Source organism: Enterococcus sp. AZ067 (assembly GCF_051715005.1).
GTDB classification, from domain to species: domain Bacteria; phylum Bacillota; class Bacilli; order Lactobacillales; family Enterococcaceae; genus Enterococcus_D; species Enterococcus_D casseliflavus.
In genome coordinates this window covers 743,907-761,031 of sequence record NZ_JBIOSY010000001.1, presented here as the reverse complement: position 1 = coordinate 761,031, position 17,125 = coordinate 743,907, and the positions used below count along the sequence as shown (strand labels likewise).

Below are 17,125 nucleotides of genomic sequence, written 5' to 3'. Positions count from 1 at the left end.
TTAAGGGGAATATGTATGATTTCAGAAAATTCAATGTCAATCAAAAGTCGGTTGCCGTTAAAAATCGGAATTTTGAGTCTTTCATTGGTCGTACAAGCTGCTGGTGCAGTAGCAGCAGCCGTACCTTTTATTATGAACGATTTTTCTGACCGAACCACCGCACAAGTCCAATCTATTTTGACACTGCCATCAATGGCAATCTTGATTTTCATTCTGCTAAGTTCATGGTTTATCAAAGCACTTGGCAAAAAGCGAACAGTCTGTTTAGGCTTGATGATCGCTTTAGTCGGTGGCATCTTACCGGCATTTACAATGAACTTTGGCTTGATTTTATTTGCCCGTATTTTGTTTGGCGCAGGTCTGGGACTCTTTAACTCAATGACCGTCTCCTTGATCGGCGACAACTTTACCGGTGCCGAGCAAAAAAATTTATTAGGTATTCAATCAGCCGTGATGACTTTAGGGAATAGCCTAGCGACGTTCGCTGCGGGCCTACTGTTAACGATCTCGTGGCAAGCTTCATTCTTAGTGTACTTGGTCATCTTACCGATTCTCTTTCTTTTTCTTTTCGGTTACCGCAACGTCAATGAAAAGCCCGTAAAAACAACGCAGCCATCAACCAACGCTACAAAAAGAAGAAAGCTGCCATTAAGCGTAACTTTAGGTATTTTGACTCTCTTTTTATTCTTCATTAGTTTGATGGTCGTCATTACTTCTTCTGCATTACTGATTCAAGAATTGGCGCTGACGAATCAAGGATTTCTTTCCACCGCATTAGCGATCGCCGGTATTTTTAGCAGCTTGGTCGCATTAGCTTTTGGTCAAATCACCAAATTATTAAAGCGCTTTACGCCAGTTGTCGTCATCAGTTTCGCAATGGTTGGTTTTTTTACGATAACCTTAGCACCTACGATGACCGTCTTTTTCATAGGTCTATTAGTGGTTTATCTTGCCAATCTTGTAGTTCCTTATGTATACAGTGTCATTCTTAGCGATGTAGATCCAGAAGCCAATAACTTAGTTGTTTCTTTGGCAATGGTCGCTTGTAATCTTGGTGCTTTTTCCTCCCCCTATGTCATAAACTTTATCAGTCAACTACTTGGCATGACAACGGCAGTCATGCAAGTCAGAATCGCTGCCGGAATCATGGCTATCATTGCTCTGATTTTTCTATTTCTCGCTTTCAACAAAACGACCACACCTATTAGTAAGGAGGAACTATAAGATGGAACAAAAACTTAGAGGCGTCAACCTAGGCGGTTGGCTTGTATTAGAAAAATGGATGGCACCTAGTCTCTTTCAAGGAACACCTGCCGATGACGAGTATTATTTAGCCTATGATCTACCAGAAGCTGAATACCAAGCACGGTTGTTGATTCATCGTGAAACATTCATCACTGAAGCTGATTTCTTGCGCATTTCAGCAGCTGGCTTCAATACCGTTCGAATACCTGTCCCTTATTTTATTTTTGGTGATCGTGCCCCCTTTATTGGCTGTATCGACTATTTGGATAAAGCCTTCGCTTGGGCGAAGGCTTATGACCTAAAAATCTTGATCGATCTTCATACCGCACCCTTCAGCCAAAATGGTTTTGACAATGGTGGTCTCTCGGGTGTAGTCAGATGGGCACAAATGCCCGAAGAAGTGGCGTTCGAATTAACGGTCTTGGAACGTTTGGCGCAAAGATATGCAGATCACGAAGCATTGTGGGGCATTGAAGTATTAAACGAACCGATCACAGATGGTGAAGTATGGCACAGCATGAATCCCATGGATCGTTTTCCACCTCGTGATCTTGCGTTAGCAAAAGGTAGCGCACCAATCTCTTTAGACTTTTTGAAAACTTTTTATCAAGATGCCTATCGAAGAATGCGCAACTATTTAAGCAATGACAAAGTGATCGTCTTTCATGACGGCTTCCAATTGCATGCTTGGAAAGAGTTTTTCGCCCAAAACGATTTTCACAATGTCATGCTAGATACGCACCAATACGTTATGATGGCAGAAATGGCTGGCACAGAGCAATCCTTGGAAGCCTACGTGTCTTTCATTGATGGCTTAGCCAAAGAGATCGCCACGGTTGCACAATATGTCGAGGTTTTTGTTGGAGAGTGGTCCTTGTTCAACTCCTATGCTGTTGGTACAGATACCAAAGGCGGCATCAATCCAACACAAGAAGAATTCAGCAGTAACCGTAGTTTGACAAAAAGTGAATTAGAAGAAGTTTATCAAACTTTGTGGCGTGCTTCAATCACAGCTTGGAACCAAGGAGCCGGACATATGTACTGGACCTATAAGTTATCCATCGATACGATCAATGAGCCTGCTTGGTATGGCTGGGATTCCTGGGATGCTAGTCGCGCTATGGCAAAAAACTGGATCGATCCACGTTTCTAAAACACAACAAAAAGCGAGATTGGAACGAAGCAAACGATACCTGTTTGCGTTACGTTTCAATCTCGCTTTTTTGTTGCTTTTAAGCAATATCCACTAAGCGGATCTTCGTGACATTTTTGTAGACAGACAATTCTTCGATCACTTCAGAAAAGCCTAGCCCTCGGGGGAGATCAATCGTATAGATGTTGGTATAAATGCGATAGTCTTCCATAAATTTGACATCAAAATTGACATCTTCGATCACGATATTTTTCTCTTGGAAGTACTCCGTCAAAAACTCTTTGGTCTCGGTGCGATGGATGTACTGGATCTCTAATTTTTTTGCTGTCGGTACGCGGACGATCCGCTTAACGATCGTCAATGCAAAGAAGATCCCGATAAAGCTGCTTAATGCGATGGTGTAAAAGCCCATCCCGATGGCAATTCCTAAACCTGCGATCGCCCATAAGGAAGCAGCCGTCGTCAACCCCGTCACCGAGCGCTTCGTCACAATGATCGTTCCAGCGCCTAGAAAACCGACTCCGCTGACGACTTGTGCGATCAATCGTGCTTCGTCTGAACGAATCACGCCTGCTAAATCTGGATGATCCAGCGCATCTCGCATGGCACCTGTGGCGATCTCCACTTGGATCAATGCAATGACACAAGCTCCCATGCAAACCAAGATATGGGTTCTAAGACCAGCTGGTCGGCTTTTGTATTGCCGCTCGTACCCAATCGCTCCTCCCATGATCATTGCCAGCAGCAATCTCAGCGCTACTTCAGGAATGGATAAATGCATATCAACCATTTGCATCCCTCTTTTCTTCGTATTCTCTCTTTTAACTATAGCATCTCTGATGAAAAAAAGAAAAAAACAGCGCCGAATCAGTCAAATAAAAAAAGCCCCCTCAGAAAATAAGCAAGTAAGCTACAAACCATTGCTCGCAGCTGCGCTGGCGCTACTGCACAAGCGCAGGGGGAAGCTGCGAGGATGGCTCATTTTTCCTTCTGACTTATTTCTGAAAAGGGCTGATTTTGTTTTACAGGTTGCTGGCAGCAGCCTCATCGATGATCACGATCACGTCATCATGCTTTTGTAAAACAGAAGCCGGTAATTCGTTGGTTACGGGTCCTTCAATCATTTTTTGGATCGCATCCGCTTTGACTTCGCCAAATGCCATCAAAATGATTTTTTTGCTTTGCATAATCGAACCGATTCCCATTGAAATTGCCGTCGTTGGGACGTCTTCGACTTTATCAAAGTAGCGTTTGTTGGCATTGATGGTTGATTCAGTCAAATCAACGACTGAGGTCGTTCCTTCAAAGGATGCACCAGGTTCGTTGAAGCCGATATGTCCGTTTTGACCGATACCCAAGATTTGGATATCAACTGGGTGATCCGCAATCACGCTATCGTAGCGTTGGCATTCTGCTTCTAAGTCTTCCGCTTTGCCGTTTGGTACGAAGGTTTCTTTGAATGGTTTTTTATTGAATAAATGAGCATTCATGAAGTAGCGATAGCTTTGTTCGTCTTCGCCGCCTAGTCCTACGTATTCATCTAAGTTGACTGAAGTCATTTCTGAAAAATCAACTTCACTGGCAGTCATTTCTGCATAAAGGGTTTCTGGCGTGCTTCCTGTTGCTAAGCCTAGGACCTTGGCGCCATTTGCCATACCTTCTTGAATCAATTCAAAAGCTTTCTTTCCGCCTTGAGCAGCATCTTTAACGCGAATAATTTCCATGATCAGCGCTCCGTTTCTATTTGGTATAGTCCAATAATACCACAGGTTGTGTTTGATTACAATAATTAGTCTAGACCAGATGACGATTTTTTCTCGGCAATCAAAAAAAGACGAGCTCTAAAATGCGCTCGTCTCTACTCGTATTCTACTTGTTTACCAATTTGTATAAACATCAATACCGCTATGACCGACACCTGTGTCATAGACTTTATAGGCACCTAAAGATGATTGACCAGTCGATCCTTTCGGTTGATTATCACTGGCAACAACGATGTACCCATCGGCATCACGGATGGTTCCGTCTGATGCTACATGGCGACCAGGGATATTCAATCCGCCTCCTGGCAAGACTTTTTGTGAGTAGTACGATTCCCTCACACCATTGAAATAGTTGATCCCATCCACTGGATTCAAGACACCAGAACCAGCACCAGGAACGCTTGAACGGGTTTGACTCACGTTAGCAGTCGCTGTGGATTCACTTTTTTCTGTGCTTTCTTTCGTACTTGTTTCTTTGTTTTCTACTGATTGGCCATCGTTAGAAACCAACAATGTTTCGCCATCAAAAATCATATTTGGATTTTCGATCGAATCATTTAAAGCTAAAAGGTCTTCGACCGTTGTTTGATAAGTAGCAGCGATCCCAGATAGAGTGTCTCCTGGTTTGACAACATGGGTTTGTTCTGCTGCTGAAACAACTGTTCCGCCAACGAATAAACCAAATCCTGCAACAACTGTAAATGCAAATTTTTTCAAATGAAAAAACCTCTCTTTTGATTATTTGTCCCGCGATCGGGCACAAGTAAGAGAATAACATTACAATATTGCAGGAAGGTTTCAGAAATATTTTTCATTATCACAATTGTTAAACAGAAAGTTACAGGATTTTTATTCAAAAATGCTAAACTTACAATATTGTTATCCCTTTCGATGAGTGCTTTTAGTGGCCACATGCTATAGTGATGCTAGTAATGGAAAGGAATGACACCCATGAAAAAACTACTAGTAACGCTTGGCGTTTTGATTATTGTCGTAGCCGGCTATTTCGGCTACACGTACTATGCAACAACGTATCGCGGCATCACGGCTTATGCTATCACACCCAACAAAGTCCCTGAAAAGACACAGACCTACAGCGATTCTGGTGAAAAAATCGATGGCTCTTTTACCTACAAATACACCTTTGAATTCGTAAAGAAAAATGGTGAAAAAGAACTCATGACCTATGACCTGACGGGCGAAAATGTAAAACCATTGGCTCCAAATACTTTAGTCAAAGCAGAAATCAGTAAGACCCGCATCATTTCTGGTCCCAATGAAGTCCCTCAATCAGAAGTCCCCGCAAAAATACTGTCTGAGCTGGAAACCTTTGACGAATAAGGACTTCTTACAAGAAACTTTCTACTTTTTAAGGTTCATTTTACTTTGACCGACTATGCTAGCTTTATACCAAAACTATTTTTCTTCCTCTTACCAGTCCTCGCCCGACTGGTATTTTTTGATTTTTCCCAATGGTCAAGAGTTACGCTTCTTATAGACAGAACCGCTCTAGCTTCGCAATGGTTTTTTTATCAAACTTTGATCAAGCAGCTATTGATGATCGGAAATAAATAAAAACCAGAATCAAGAGGATACAAGCTGGTGCCATCATAAAAAAACCGCTAGATTGTTTATCTCTAGCGGCTTTTTTTGCGATTTTAATAGAGTTCCAAGTATTGTTCTCTTTCCCACTCGGAGACTGTTTGGCGGAAGGCTGCCCATTCTAATCGTTTTGCTTCGACAAAGTTGGCATAGATGTGTTTGCCTAAGGCATCGATCATCACTTGGTCTTTGCGCAATGCTTTGATGGCATTGTGAATCGTTGATGGCAGATCTTCGATTTGTGCTTCTGCACGTTCTGTTTCGTTCATGATGTAGATGTTACGGTCGACAGCTGGTGGTGGTGTCAACTCACGTCTAACGCCATCAAGTCCTGCTTGCAGTAAAACAGCCATTGCTAAGTATGGGTTAGCGGATGGGTCAACCGAACGCAATTCCAAACGCGTTGACAAGCCTCTTGATTCTGGCACCCGAATCAATGGTGAACGGTTGCGTCCTGACCATGCCACGTATACAGGCGCTTCGTAACCTGGCACTAAGCGTTTGTAAGAGTTGACGGTTGGGTTGCAGACAGCCGTGTAAGCACGGGCGTGTTCGATCAAACCGCCTAAGAAGTGATACGCTGTTTGGCTTAATTGCATTGGTCCTTCTTCATCAAAGAAGACATTTTCATCACCTTTGAACAAGGACATGTTGCAGTGCATGCCTGAACCGTTGATGCCGAATAATGGTTTTGGCATGAAGGTCGCATGTAAGCCGTGTTTACGAGCAATAGTTTTCACGACAAGCTTGAAGGTTTGGATGTTGTCACATGCTTCCACTGCATCCGCATACTTAAAGTCGATCTCGTGTTGCCCTGGTGCCACCTCATGGTGAGACGCTTCAACTTCAAAGCCAAGGCTTTCTAATTCTAATACGATATCGCGACGGCAGTTTTCCCCTAGATCGGTTGGGGCAAAATCGAAGTAGCCGCCTTTGTCGTTTAATTCAGTTGTGATTTCGCCTGCTTCATCTAATTTGAATAGGAAAAATTCGGGTTCTGGTCCAAGATTGAAAGAAGTAAAACCAAGGGATTGCATGTCAGCTAATGCTCGTTTTAAGTTGCCGCGAGGGTCGCCTGCAAATGGGGTGCCATCTGGATTGTAGATATCACAGATCAAACGAGCCACTTTGCCATGTTCACTTTCCCAAGGGAAGATCATCCAGGTGGACAAATCAGGATACAGATACATGTCACTTTCTTCAATACGGACAAATCCTTCAATAGAAGAACCGTCAAACATCATTTTGTTTTCCAGTACTTTATCTAATTGACTTACAGGTACTTCAACGTTCTTGTTCGTTCCTAAAATATCAGTAAACATCAAGCGTAAAAAGCGCACGTTCTCATCCTTTACGATTTGTTTGATGTCTTCGGCAGTTCTTTCAAATTTTGGCATAGTATCCCTTCCTTTTTCCCAATTCTTATTTTATATCACAGCAACGGTCTACTAATGCTCTACATTCGTGGACCTTTTTGCTGGTATGGCTGTTGTTGATTCAATCCACCTTGAGCCAAGAGTTCATCATAAAAAATTCGACGTACATCTTCATCGGTCAGCGGCGGTTTGTTCTTCGCTTCTTTTTCTTTGGCAACTTTCATTTCATAAACTCGTTTGATTCCCGCCATGTTCAGTCCATCGGAAAGATAGTCTTTGATCTCTAGCAAGGTATCAATATCATTCAGCGAATACATTCGTCGATTGCCATCGCTGCGTTCCGGGTGGATCAATTCTTGTTCTTCGTAATAACGAATTTGACGGGCGGTGAGATCGGTCAATTTCATGACTGTTCCGATAGGAAAGACTGACATTGAGCGCCGCAATTCTTTTTCCCGCATAACTTGGCTCCCCTCCGTTTCAATGATGCTGCGTAACTTTATGGAAACTATACCAATTCTTTTTTTGCGTGTCAACCCCTCATGTTAGAAAAAGTGACATGAATGCAAATTTTTTTGATTTTTTCATTGGACCCTTGATTTGATCGCATGTTCAAGCAGTCCTTTTTCTGGAAGAAATGGTGCCTTAGCCAAAAATGTTCGGGTTTTGCACTTGAAGGAAGTCAAACCACTTATACTTCCATAATTTTGTCACCACAAAAAAAACGGTGCATCAGCTGCACCGTTTTCTGTTTATTCCTGTTCTTGCACCATTCTGCGTAGTGGATAGGTATCCTCCAGCGCAAATCCTTTGATATGATAGGTCTGTGTTGCTTCATCGAAGGTATTGCTCAACACTAGCGACTCCCGTTTTAAACGATTCAGCGCATTGCCTTCATCGGCTTGCAGCACCAGATGATAAGGCTGCATGATCTGCATCAATTCCATTTTGATCGCCTGAGTCAAGCGTTCTTTGCCTTTGGTACTTTTTGCTGAGATCAAGACATTGGGAAAGAGCGTTGGGACAAACTGATCAGCGTCGATGCGATCCGCCTTATTGTAGACCGTCAACATCGGTAATTGGGTCAAAGAAAGTTCCTCCATTAATTTTAAGACCGTCTCCTCTTGCTGGACCCGTTCTTCGGAACTGGCATCGACGACATGCAGCAAGAAGTCCATGTTTTGACTTTCCTCCAGTGTGGAATGAAACGCATCGATCAATTGGGTCGGCAATTCTTGGATAAAACCAACCGTATCGGTAATGGTGACTTCGAATCCTTCTGGCATCCGCCAGCGTTTCGTCAAAGGGTCGAGTGTCGCAAACAACTGGTCTTGCTCATACGTATCCGCACTGGTCAAAATGTTTAAAATAGTTGATTTTCCAGCATTGGTATAACCAATCAAGCCCATTTGAAAGACTTGGCTGTCTTTGCGCTTTTGGCGTGTTCGGTCTCGATGGGCTGCCACTTCCTTCAATTCCCGTTTGATGATGGTGATGCGGTTGCGGATGTGGCGACGATCGGTCTCCAGCTTGGTTTCCCCTGGCCCTCTCGTTCCGATTCCGCCCCCTAGCCGAGACATGTTCTTTCCTTGCCCTATCAAGCGTGGAAGCAAATAATCCAGCTGTGCCAATTCTACTTGCAGCTTTCCTTCTTTGGAACGGGCACGCATCGCAAAAATATCGAGGATCAGCTGGACGCGATCAATCACTGGCACTTCTAGCGCATCACCGATCAACTGGCTTTGCCTTGGTGTCAGTTCATGATTGAAAATCACTAGATCTGCTTCATGTGCTTCTGCCAACTGCTGCAATTCCGCAACTTTCCCCTTGCCGATCACGGTTTGTCGATCGACTTGCTGCCGTTTTTGCACCAGTGAAAAAACAACTTCACCATTGGCGGTTTTTGTTAAGCTTTTCAATTCTTTCATTGACGAATCAAAATGAAGATAGTTTTTCTCCGTTTCTACTCCGACAAGAATCACACGTTCTTGGCTCATCTTTTCTCCTCCAACCATTGGTCGATTTCTGTTTCAAGGGTACATTGTTCTTCAGGTTGCCTCACTAAATCAATCCATCGGGGCTGTGCTCGGTTATTGAACCACGTCAGCTGCCGCTTGGCGTAGCGGCGTGAGTTTTGCTTGATTTGCTCAACGGTCTCCTCCAATGTGGCCTGCCCTTGAAAATAGGGCAAAAATTCCTTGTAGCCGATTCCTTTGGCGGCTTGCGTTTCTGGATACTGCAAAACAGCTTTTGCTTCTTCGATCAAGCCTTGATCCATCATCAAGTCCACTCGCTGATTGATTCGCTGGTATAACACTTCTCGCTCAGTGGTTAACCCGATCATGAAGAAATCGTACAAAGCTTGTGGTGTCTCTTTTGGTGCAGCGATACTTTCGCCAGTCGTTTCAAAAACCTCCAACGCACGAATCACTTTCCGCTCATTGTTGTAGTGGATCTTCGCTGCTGCCAAGGGATCGACCGCCTGCAGCTTTTGCCATAAAGCTTCTTTGCCGATGGCTGCTGCTTCTTGTTCGTAACGCTGACGAATCGTTGGATCGCCTTCTTCTGCCCCTAAACGAAAGTCATACAAAAGCGCTTGGATGTATAACCCTGTTCCCCCTACAACGATCGGCAGCTTTCCTTGCTGCTGGATCGTCTCGATGGCTTCACGCCCCATTTGCTGGAAATCAGCGGCAGAGTATGCTTCCGTCATCCCACGAATATCGATCAAATGATGAGGAACCCCTGCCATTTCTTCCTTCGTCACTTTGGCGGTACCGATATCTAACTGACGGTAAATTTGCATGGAATCCCCGCTGATGATCTCCCCATGGTATTTTTGGGCTAACTGGATACTCAAGGCGGTTTTGCCGACTGCGGTCGGTCCCACGATTACTAAGACTTTTTTCATCCTTTTGTTTCCTCACGGACCTGTTGCACAATTGCCCGAGCTTTTTCTGGAAAATCGGTGATGATCCCCGTCAACCCCAGAGCCAAGCAGGTGCGAATCGCCGCTTCTTCGTTGACAGTCCACGGACGGATCGCGATCGGAAAATCAGTTAAGACCGTTGCTGTCTCTTGGATCCAGCGATAGGCAGGATGAATTCCTTCGATATACGGTCGGCTGAGCGCCAACGGTGGTTTGTCTTCCCCGCGTCCCATAATAAAATCAAGGGTCGCATCCGGTTCGATCGCATGGATCCGATCCAAGGTCTCGATATTGAAGGAACAATACCAATGAGTAAAGGGCCATTCTTGGCTATTCAATAAGTCGGATACTTTGGCTTCGATTCCTTCATACTCATAATGATCGGTTTTTAATTCGATCGTCAAAATGCCACGATAATTCTTCGCTGCAAGTAAATCCAACACTTCTTTTAGCGTGGGGACTTTGGCGGCTTGGAATTCCTCAGAAAACCAGCTGCCAGCATTGAGTTCTTTTAGTTCAGCAACCGTCAGGTCACAGATCCGACCTTTGCCGTTGGTCGTTCGATCAACCGTTTCATCATGCATGACGATCAAGCCGCCATCTTTTGATAGATGTACATCTAACTCAATGATATCAGCTTTGACCCGCACCGCTTCCGCAAATGCTGGTAGCGTGTTTTCAGGTCGGTTGCCGCTACTCCCGCGGTGGGCAACGATTTGTACCATCATTCTTTCACTCCATTCTCACTCTTTATTTTACCATGGAATCTCCTAGAACCAAAAAGCCTCTGTTTGTTTCGATCCTCTTAATGAATAATAACGCTTTGTTTCGGTCAAAGAAAAACACCCTTACTATGATCGCAGTAAGAGTGTGTGTGATCAGTTAAAAAAGCGCAACCGTCGATACTCTGGTTTGGTTGCCTTAACCAAGGCGAACGGCTGACCAGTAGAATCAAATCGTTTTTGAAAAATAGGTCAACGGTTCGCTCGTCATGTTTTTCATTTGGGTTTTACGCTCATTGACCATTTCGACTAATTGATCAAGGAAATTTTCCATAATGATCCGACCGCCTTTATAGGTATACCCACCGATTTTAACAGTTTCCTCTGGGGATAAAATCACCCGACGTGTTCCGATTTTTTTGAAAAATTCTTCCAAGAAAAAATTCGGTAGATAAAAACTGTTTTGCGCTGCAAAAGATTGTAAATAGGCAAAATCATCAATGGTGATATAACAGTCGTCAAAGGCATCAAAGCTGACATACTCATCCATCAGCATGACCCGTTTTTGTAGAATCTCACTGATTTTTTGATTCAATAAAACCAACGTTTCGATTTCTTTGACTTTATGCTCCAACAAACGGCGTTGTTTTTCTTTTTGCTCCTCATACCGAATGCGTAAATTAAAAATGATGGTTACTAACAATGCGCCCACTAAGACGCCGATCAAACCTGCTATTGCTACTGCCATTCTTCGATCCTTCCTCATTCCTTTTTTCATATTGTATCATATTTGAAAGTTTCGCAAAAAAGATAACGAACTTTTTATTTGACCTTTCTTGACCTAATCGGTATACTATCTCTTAGATATTGCGAAAACTTTATGCTAAACTATATCTATAACGATTTTTAGGAGGACTATCACTATGAATTTAATTCCTACAGTCATTGAACAATCATCTCGCGGTGAAAGAGCGTATGACATCTATTCTCGTCTATTAAAAGACCGGATCATTATGTTGAGTGGTCAAGTAACCGATGACTTAGCAAACTCGATCATTGCTCAGCTTTTATTCTTGGACGCGCAAGATTCTGAAAAAGACATCTACTTGTACATCAACTCTCCTGGCGGAAGCGTTACTGCTGGTCTAGCGATCTTTGATACCATGAACTTTATCAAAGCCGATGTTCAAACCATCGTTATGGGGATGGCTGCTTCTATGGGTTCATTCTTATTGACCGCTGGTGAAAAAGGCAAACGCTTTGCGTTACCAAATGCAGAGATCATGATTCACCAACCATTAGGTGGCGCACAAGGTCAAGCAACTGAGATCGAAATTGCTGCCCGCCACATTTTGGCAACCCGCGAACGGCTGAACAAAATCTTGTCAGAACGTACTGGTCAACCAATCGAAGTGATTGAACGCGACACCGATCGTGACAACTTCATGACCGCACAAGAAGCCAAAGATTACGGCTTGATCGACGAGATCATGGAATCAAACAAATTGAAATAAGCTTGCATAAAAAAAGGTGTACGAAGCAATTCGTACACCTTTTTGCGTCTTTTGGTTCGGCGTCAGACTTCACCATATTCGCCCTGTTGGTAAGCATACCCATTTTCCACGTAATGCGTGATGTTTGCCTGATTTTTGGCGATTTCTTCTTCTGTCAACGGACGGATCACTCGTGCAGGACGACCAAACGCCAACACATTGGGCGGAATGACGGTTCCTTCCGTTACTAACGAACCAGCACCTAACAAGCTATTTTCACCGATCACTGCATGATTCAAAACAATCGAGCTCATGCCGATCAGCGCCCCTTTTTTGATGGTACAGCCATGAAGCATACACTGATGCCCAACAGTCACATCGTCTTCCACGATCGTCGGGGCATCGTGATCAACGTGAATGATCGTTCCATCTTGAATATTGGTACGCGCGCCGATTTCGATGCGATTGGCATCGCCTCGAATCACTGCTTGAAACCAGACCGTACTCTCTTTTCCTAGAGTCACGTTTCCTACGATCGTCGCATTTTTTGCCACAAAACAAGGTGTTCCTTGCAACGAGGCTGGCGAAACTGTTTTGTGGGTTTCATTCCCTGATTGTTCTTTGTCCATCAACTTCTCCTTCCAATCCATAAACGGATCTGCGCTTTCTTTTTTCACTATAGCACCACCCTTGCGACAATGCAAAAAGAGCGCCAGTCAGACTGGACGCTCTTTTGGGCTTACTCGGCTTCTTCTGAAAATTGACTTTGGTACAGTTGGCTATAAAAGCCGCCAGCTGCCAACAAGGTTTCGTGATTGCCTTTTTCAATGATCGACCCTTGATCCATCACTAAGATCAGATCTGCTTCACGAATCGTTGACAAACGATGGGCGATCACAAAGCTGGTACGACCTTCCATCACTTTATCCATTGCTTTTTGAATCAGCGCTTCTAAGCGGGTATCCACCGAACTGGTGGCTTCATCGAGAATCAAAATCTTCGGATCAGAGATGACTGCCCGAGCGATGGTCAACAATTGTTTTTGCCCCAAGGAGACATTGTCCCCTTCAGAATTGATGATCATTTCGTAGCCGTCTGGCATCGTGCGAATGAAGTGATCGACGTTGGCGGTTTTCGCTGCATCAACGACTTCATAATCGGTGGCATCTAATTTCCCAAAGCGAATGTTGTCGCCGATCGTGCCTTCGTACAACCATGCATCTTGTAAGACCATCCCAAATAGTGACCGAACATCGTGACGTTCCATTTTCTTCGTGTCGATGCCGTCGATCTTGATGGCCCCTTCATTGACATCATAAAAACGCATCAACAAATTGATCAAGGTGGTTTTCCCAGCACCTGTTGGTCCCACGATCGCCACGGTTTGTCCAGCTTTGACTTCAAAGTTCAAGTCTTTGATCAACGGTTTTTTCGGATCATAGGCAAAGCCGACATGTTCAAAGGTCACGTCGCCTCTGATTTGTTCTGGCAATTGGATATCGGTTTGATTGACTGGCTCTTCTTCCTCATCTAGGATTTCAAAGACCCGCTTTGCTGCTGCTGAGGCACTTTGCAAGACGGAAGACAGCTGGGTAATATTCCCCATTGGCTGACTGACTTGCCAAATGTATTGAATGAATGCTTGCAGCTGACCAACAACGATCACGCCGCTGATCACGTAAAAGCTCCCCATGACTGCCATTGCGATATAGGTAAAGTAAGCGGTCATTTGCACCAACGGCATCATCAATCCTGAAACAAAGGCAGAACGAAAGCCGTAATAGCGCAACTGGTGGTTAACGTTTTTAAACCCTTCAAGTGTTTGCTTTTCCCGTCCATACACTTTCAACACACTGAATCCAGTCATGTTTTCTTGTACGTAGCCGTTCAGATCCCCTAACGCATTTTGCATGCCTTGGAAGTCTTTTTGCGACTTTTTGACGATCGTGCGAGAAATCAATAAGGAGGCTGGGATCATGATCAATGAAACCAACGCCATGTAGGTATTAATGTAAAACATCATGGAAACCGCCATAACGATTCCTAAGAAGGCATTGACGATCCCGATCAAGGCTTGTTGCATCGCACCGCTGACGGCATCCACGTCATTGGTCACCCGTGACAAGATATTCCCTTGTTGGTTGCGGTCGAAGTAAGAAACGGGCAAACGATTGATTTTTTCTTCAATGTCTTGCCGCAGATCTCGCATCGCAGATTGGACAACGTTGGTGATCAGCAGCCCTGACATCAATTGTGAGAAACAGTAACCGACACCAACGACTGCGATCCAGATCAAGCAAAGGATCACGTAATCAAAATTAACGCCTTCGCCTGCAGCGATGTTGCGGCTGATCTCTGTCGTCGGTAATCCAGAAACATACGGCATTGCCGCATTGAAGCCGACGGTTGCAACAGTAAACAGCAAGACTAGGATAAATTGTACTTTGTACGGTTTGATGTAAGCACCTAACCGTTTTAAAGAAGAGATTGCTTTCATTGTGCCAACTCCTCCTCTGATAATTGTGACGCCGCAATGTCGTAGTATACTGGACAAGTTTGCAGCAGTTCTTTGTGGGTGCCGATGCCAACCACATCGCCTTCGTTCAAGACGACGATCTTATCGGCATTCATGATCGTTCCTACTCGTTGAGCAACGATCAAAACGGTCGATTCTGTGGTTTCTTTTTTCAAGCGTGCCCGCAATTTTGCATCCGTTTGGTAATCCAATGCAGAAAAACTATCATCAAAAATATAGATCTCTGGTTGGCGGATCACCGCACGGGCAATCGCTAGGCGTTGTTTTTGTCCGCCGGAGAAGTTGGTTCCGCCTTCTGCCAAGTGAGCATCAAAGCCATCTGGTGTGCGAGAAATGAAATCTGCCGCTTGCGCAATCTCGGCTGCTCGTTCCAGCTCTGCTTGCGTGGCATCTTCTTTGCCATAGCGTAGGTTTTCTGCGATCGTCCCTGTAAATAGCAACGCTTTTTGAGGGATAAACCCGATCTTGTTGCGCAACGTCGTTAAGCTGTAATCCCGAACGTCAACACCATCCACCAAGACTTGGCCTTCACTGACGTCGTAAAAACGTGGGATCAATTGGATCAAGGTTGATTTTCCACTTCCAGTACTACCGATAAACGCCACGGTTTCCCCTGGTGAAGCAGTAAAGCTAACATTACGGATCACTGGACTTTGAGCATGTCCTGGATAAGCAAAGGTAACATTTTTGAATTCCAAGAAGCCTTTCGTCTTAGTTTCTGTCACTGGCTGTTCTGGCTCTTTGATTTCAGAAGTCGCATCTAACGCTTCTTGGATTCGACGAGCAGAAACGGCCGCTCGTGGATACATCGTAAAGACAGTCGCAAACAGCATGAAAGAAAACAGCGCATGGAAGATGTATTCGATAAATGCAATCAAGTCACCGACCTGCAGTTGCCCTTGATCGATTTGAATACTTCCCGTCCAAATAATCAAAATCATCACGATATTGAATAAGAAGAAAAAGCCTGGTTGTGCCGTTGCCATCAAGCGAAACAAGCTGCGAGAACTAGAAGCATAGGCTTGGTTGACTTTGCCAAAGCGTTTTTCTTCAAATTTTTCATTGACGAAGGCACGGATCACTCGTAAACCAGAGAGATTTTCCCGCAAGATGCCATTGATTTTATCTAGATTGGCTTGTTGTTTAGTGGATAAGGGTTCCGAGATTTTGGCAATGGCGATGACGGCCATCAGCAATATCGGCAATGCCCCCAAAACATACAACCCTAGTTGTGTACTTGTCCGCATGACCATGTACAAGCTGACCACAAACATCATGGGTGTCATTAAACCTGTCCGTAAGATGCTTTGCATAAACAGCATGATTTGATACGCATCATTGGTCACACGGGTGATCAATGATGAAACCCCGATTTTTTCATATTCGGTATGTGAATAGCCTTGGACTTTTTCAAAAAGATCGTCACGAATATCTGCCACAATGTTAGTGGTGATACGTGACGTGAAATAGCCTAACAAAATGTTCATCGTGATCCCCACAATGGTGATCGCGATCATCGCCGCACCCATTTTCCATATGTAGTCGCGATCACCAGCGGCGATCCCTTTGTCGATCATTCTTGCCAATAACGTCGGCAAACCTAATTCAATCAAAATAAAACCAAAAACACAGATGAAATTAAAAACCAGCAGTTTCTTGTTTCTCATCGTGTAGTGCCACATTAATTTCAAAAAATCCCCTCCTTTTTTACTTCATTACTTCTACTATAGCATAGGAATATTCTTATTGTAATGCACTTTCAACGAAAAAAAGCAAACTTCAGCGATAGTCCTTTCATTTTCTTTCAGTAAGCCTTTTCAAAATGACGTGTTTCTATACTTATTCGTTTTTCTGTGATAAACTAGGGATACTTGTAGTGGAACGACTTACAAACCCGGTGAATTTTTTATGACGACATTTGGAAAGCAAAGACGAGGCTTTCTCTTTTTTCTCACAACGATTGTCTGAAAAAAGCATGCAGCGGCTCTCGAAGCCTTCTTTTCAGGTCACTTTATTCGGACCTCGATTTTGTGATGCAGCGAATTCATCAACCAAATAGACTACTGCGAAAAGCAGATAAAGGAGAAAAGATATGATTTACAAAATTTATTACCAAGAAACAAAAGACCGCAACCCAAAGAGAGAACAAACCCACTCTTTGTACATTGAAGCAGACGATGCAGTGATCGCACGCCGTCTGGTTGAACAAAATACCCCATACAACATCGAGTTCGTTCAAGAACTAGATGAAAAACATTTAGCTTACGAAAAAGAAAACGCTGATTTCAAATTAGCGGAGTTTTAAG

General features: G+C 43.9%; 17 protein-coding genes. 5 read left to right on the top strand and 12 right to left on the bottom strand.

All coding sequences use genetic code 11. From position 1 onward, the window contains the following. The first annotated feature begins 15 nt into the window (after positions 1 to 15). Together IGI82_RS03555 and IGI82_RS03550 are read left to right on the top strand one after the other, a co-directional pair. Entirely contained in the window at positions 16 to 1,224 is a 1,209-nt protein-coding gene (locus IGI82_RS03555) for an MFS transporter (protein WP_413153997.1), read from the top strand. 1 nt (position 1,225) lies between these two features. Further along, complete coding sequence (locus IGI82_RS03550) at positions 1,226 to 2,398, top strand: glycoside hydrolase family 5 protein (protein ID WP_074934473.1); 1,173 nt, start codon at positions 1,226 to 1,228, stop codon at positions 2,396 to 2,398. Positions 2,399 to 2,477: 79 nt separating this feature from the next. On the opposite strand, the gene IGI82_RS03545 is transcribed toward IGI82_RS03550, so the two are convergent. From IGI82_RS03545 to IGI82_RS03535, 3 genes are all read right to left on the bottom strand, one after another. Beyond that, positions 2,478 to 3,188, bottom strand: a complete 711-nt coding sequence (locus IGI82_RS03545) for an MgtC/SapB family protein (protein ID WP_034858162.1) — start codon at positions 3,186 to 3,188, stop codon at positions 2,478 to 2,480. Between the two features lie 232 nt (positions 3,189 to 3,420). Beyond that, positions 3,421 to 4,122 (bottom strand): glucosamine-6-phosphate deaminase, encoded by a 702-nt coding sequence (nagB, locus tag IGI82_RS03540; protein WP_005225171.1) that lies wholly within the window; start codon positions 4,120 to 4,122, stop codon positions 3,421 to 3,423. A gap of 153 nt (positions 4,123 to 4,275) precedes the next feature. Continuing rightward, positions 4,276 to 4,878: a LysM peptidoglycan-binding domain-containing protein gene (locus IGI82_RS03535; RefSeq protein WP_005225170.1), complete on the bottom strand. Its 603-nt coding sequence runs from the start codon at positions 4,876 to 4,878 to the stop codon at positions 4,276 to 4,278. Positions 4,879 to 5,112: 234 nt separating this feature from the next. Here IGI82_RS03535 and IGI82_RS03530 point away from each other — a divergent pair, with 234 nt between their 5' ends. Further along, positions 5,113 to 5,502, top strand: a complete 390-nt coding sequence (locus IGI82_RS03530) for a YxeA family protein (protein ID WP_060792935.1) — start codon at positions 5,113 to 5,115, stop codon at positions 5,500 to 5,502. A 317-nt stretch (positions 5,503 to 5,819) separates the two neighbouring features. On the opposite strand, the gene glnA is transcribed toward IGI82_RS03530, so the two are convergent. The 6 genes from glnA to IGI82_RS03500 form a co-directional block, all read right to left on the bottom strand. Further along, on the bottom strand, positions 5,820 to 7,160 hold the full coding sequence (gene glnA / locus IGI82_RS03525) for a type I glutamate--ammonia ligase (RefSeq protein ID WP_005225167.1): 1,341 nt from the start codon (positions 7,158 to 7,160) through the stop codon (positions 5,820 to 5,822). A gap of 59 nt (positions 7,161 to 7,219) precedes the next feature. Next, positions 7,220 to 7,600 carry a MerR family transcriptional regulator gene (locus IGI82_RS03520; protein WP_005225166.1) on the bottom strand — a complete coding sequence of 127 codons (381 nt, stop codon included), beginning with the start codon at positions 7,598 to 7,600 and terminating at the stop codon, positions 7,220 to 7,222. A 291-nt stretch (positions 7,601 to 7,891) separates the two neighbouring features. Next, positions 7,892 to 9,136 carry a GTPase HflX gene (hflX, locus tag IGI82_RS03515; protein WP_195266092.1) on the bottom strand — a complete coding sequence of 415 codons (1,245 nt, stop codon included), beginning with the start codon at positions 9,134 to 9,136 and terminating at the stop codon, positions 7,892 to 7,894. Then, positions 9,133 to 10,050, bottom strand: a complete 918-nt coding sequence (gene miaA / locus IGI82_RS03510) for a tRNA (adenosine(37)-N6)-dimethylallyltransferase MiaA (protein ID WP_375806068.1) — start codon at positions 10,048 to 10,050, stop codon at positions 9,133 to 9,135. Before miaA ends, hflX begins: the two co-directional genes overlap by 4 nt. Next, positions 10,047 to 10,796, bottom strand: a complete 750-nt coding sequence (locus IGI82_RS03505) for a glycerophosphodiester phosphodiesterase (RefSeq protein ID WP_153883511.1) — start codon at positions 10,794 to 10,796, stop codon at positions 10,047 to 10,049. The genes miaA and IGI82_RS03505 overlap by 4 nt, the downstream gene beginning before the upstream one ends. A 223-nt stretch (positions 10,797 to 11,019) precedes the next feature. Continuing rightward, on the bottom strand, positions 11,020 to 11,538 hold the full coding sequence (locus IGI82_RS03500; RefSeq protein WP_005231097.1) for a hypothetical protein: 519 nt from the start codon (positions 11,536 to 11,538) through the stop codon (positions 11,020 to 11,022). 175 nt (positions 11,539 to 11,713) lie between these two features. Here IGI82_RS03500 and clpP point away from each other — a divergent pair, with 175 nt between their 5' ends. Next, positions 11,714 to 12,304 carry an ATP-dependent Clp endopeptidase proteolytic subunit ClpP gene (gene clpP, locus IGI82_RS03495; protein WP_005225161.1) on the top strand — a complete coding sequence of 197 codons (591 nt, stop codon included), beginning with the start codon at positions 11,714 to 11,716 and terminating at the stop codon, positions 12,302 to 12,304. A gap of 62 nt (positions 12,305 to 12,366) precedes the next feature. On the opposite strand, the gene IGI82_RS03490 is transcribed toward clpP, so the two are convergent. The 3 genes from IGI82_RS03490 to IGI82_RS03480 form a co-directional block, all read right to left on the bottom strand. Beyond that, positions 12,367 to 12,960 carry a gamma carbonic anhydrase family protein gene (locus IGI82_RS03490; RefSeq protein WP_005231095.1) on the bottom strand — a complete coding sequence of 198 codons (594 nt, stop codon included), beginning with the start codon at positions 12,958 to 12,960 and terminating at the stop codon, positions 12,367 to 12,369. 62 nt (positions 12,961 to 13,022) lie between these two features. Further along, positions 13,023 to 14,780, bottom strand: a complete 1,758-nt coding sequence (locus IGI82_RS03485) for an ABC transporter ATP-binding protein (RefSeq protein ID WP_005225159.1) — start codon at positions 14,778 to 14,780, stop codon at positions 13,023 to 13,025. After that, complete coding sequence (locus tag IGI82_RS03480; protein WP_010747462.1) at positions 14,777 to 16,510, bottom strand: ABC transporter ATP-binding protein; 1,734 nt, start codon at positions 16,508 to 16,510, stop codon at positions 14,777 to 14,779. Before IGI82_RS03480 ends, IGI82_RS03485 begins: the two co-directional genes overlap by 4 nt. A gap of 401 nt (positions 16,511 to 16,911) precedes the next feature. On the opposite strand from IGI82_RS03480, the gene IGI82_RS03475 reads away from it, so the two are divergent. Then, a complete protein-coding gene (locus tag IGI82_RS03475) occupies positions 16,912 to 17,124 on the top strand; it encodes a DNA-directed RNA polymerase subunit epsilon (RefSeq protein WP_005225157.1) in 213 nt (70 codons plus the stop codon). Position 17,125 lies beyond the last annotated feature (1 nt).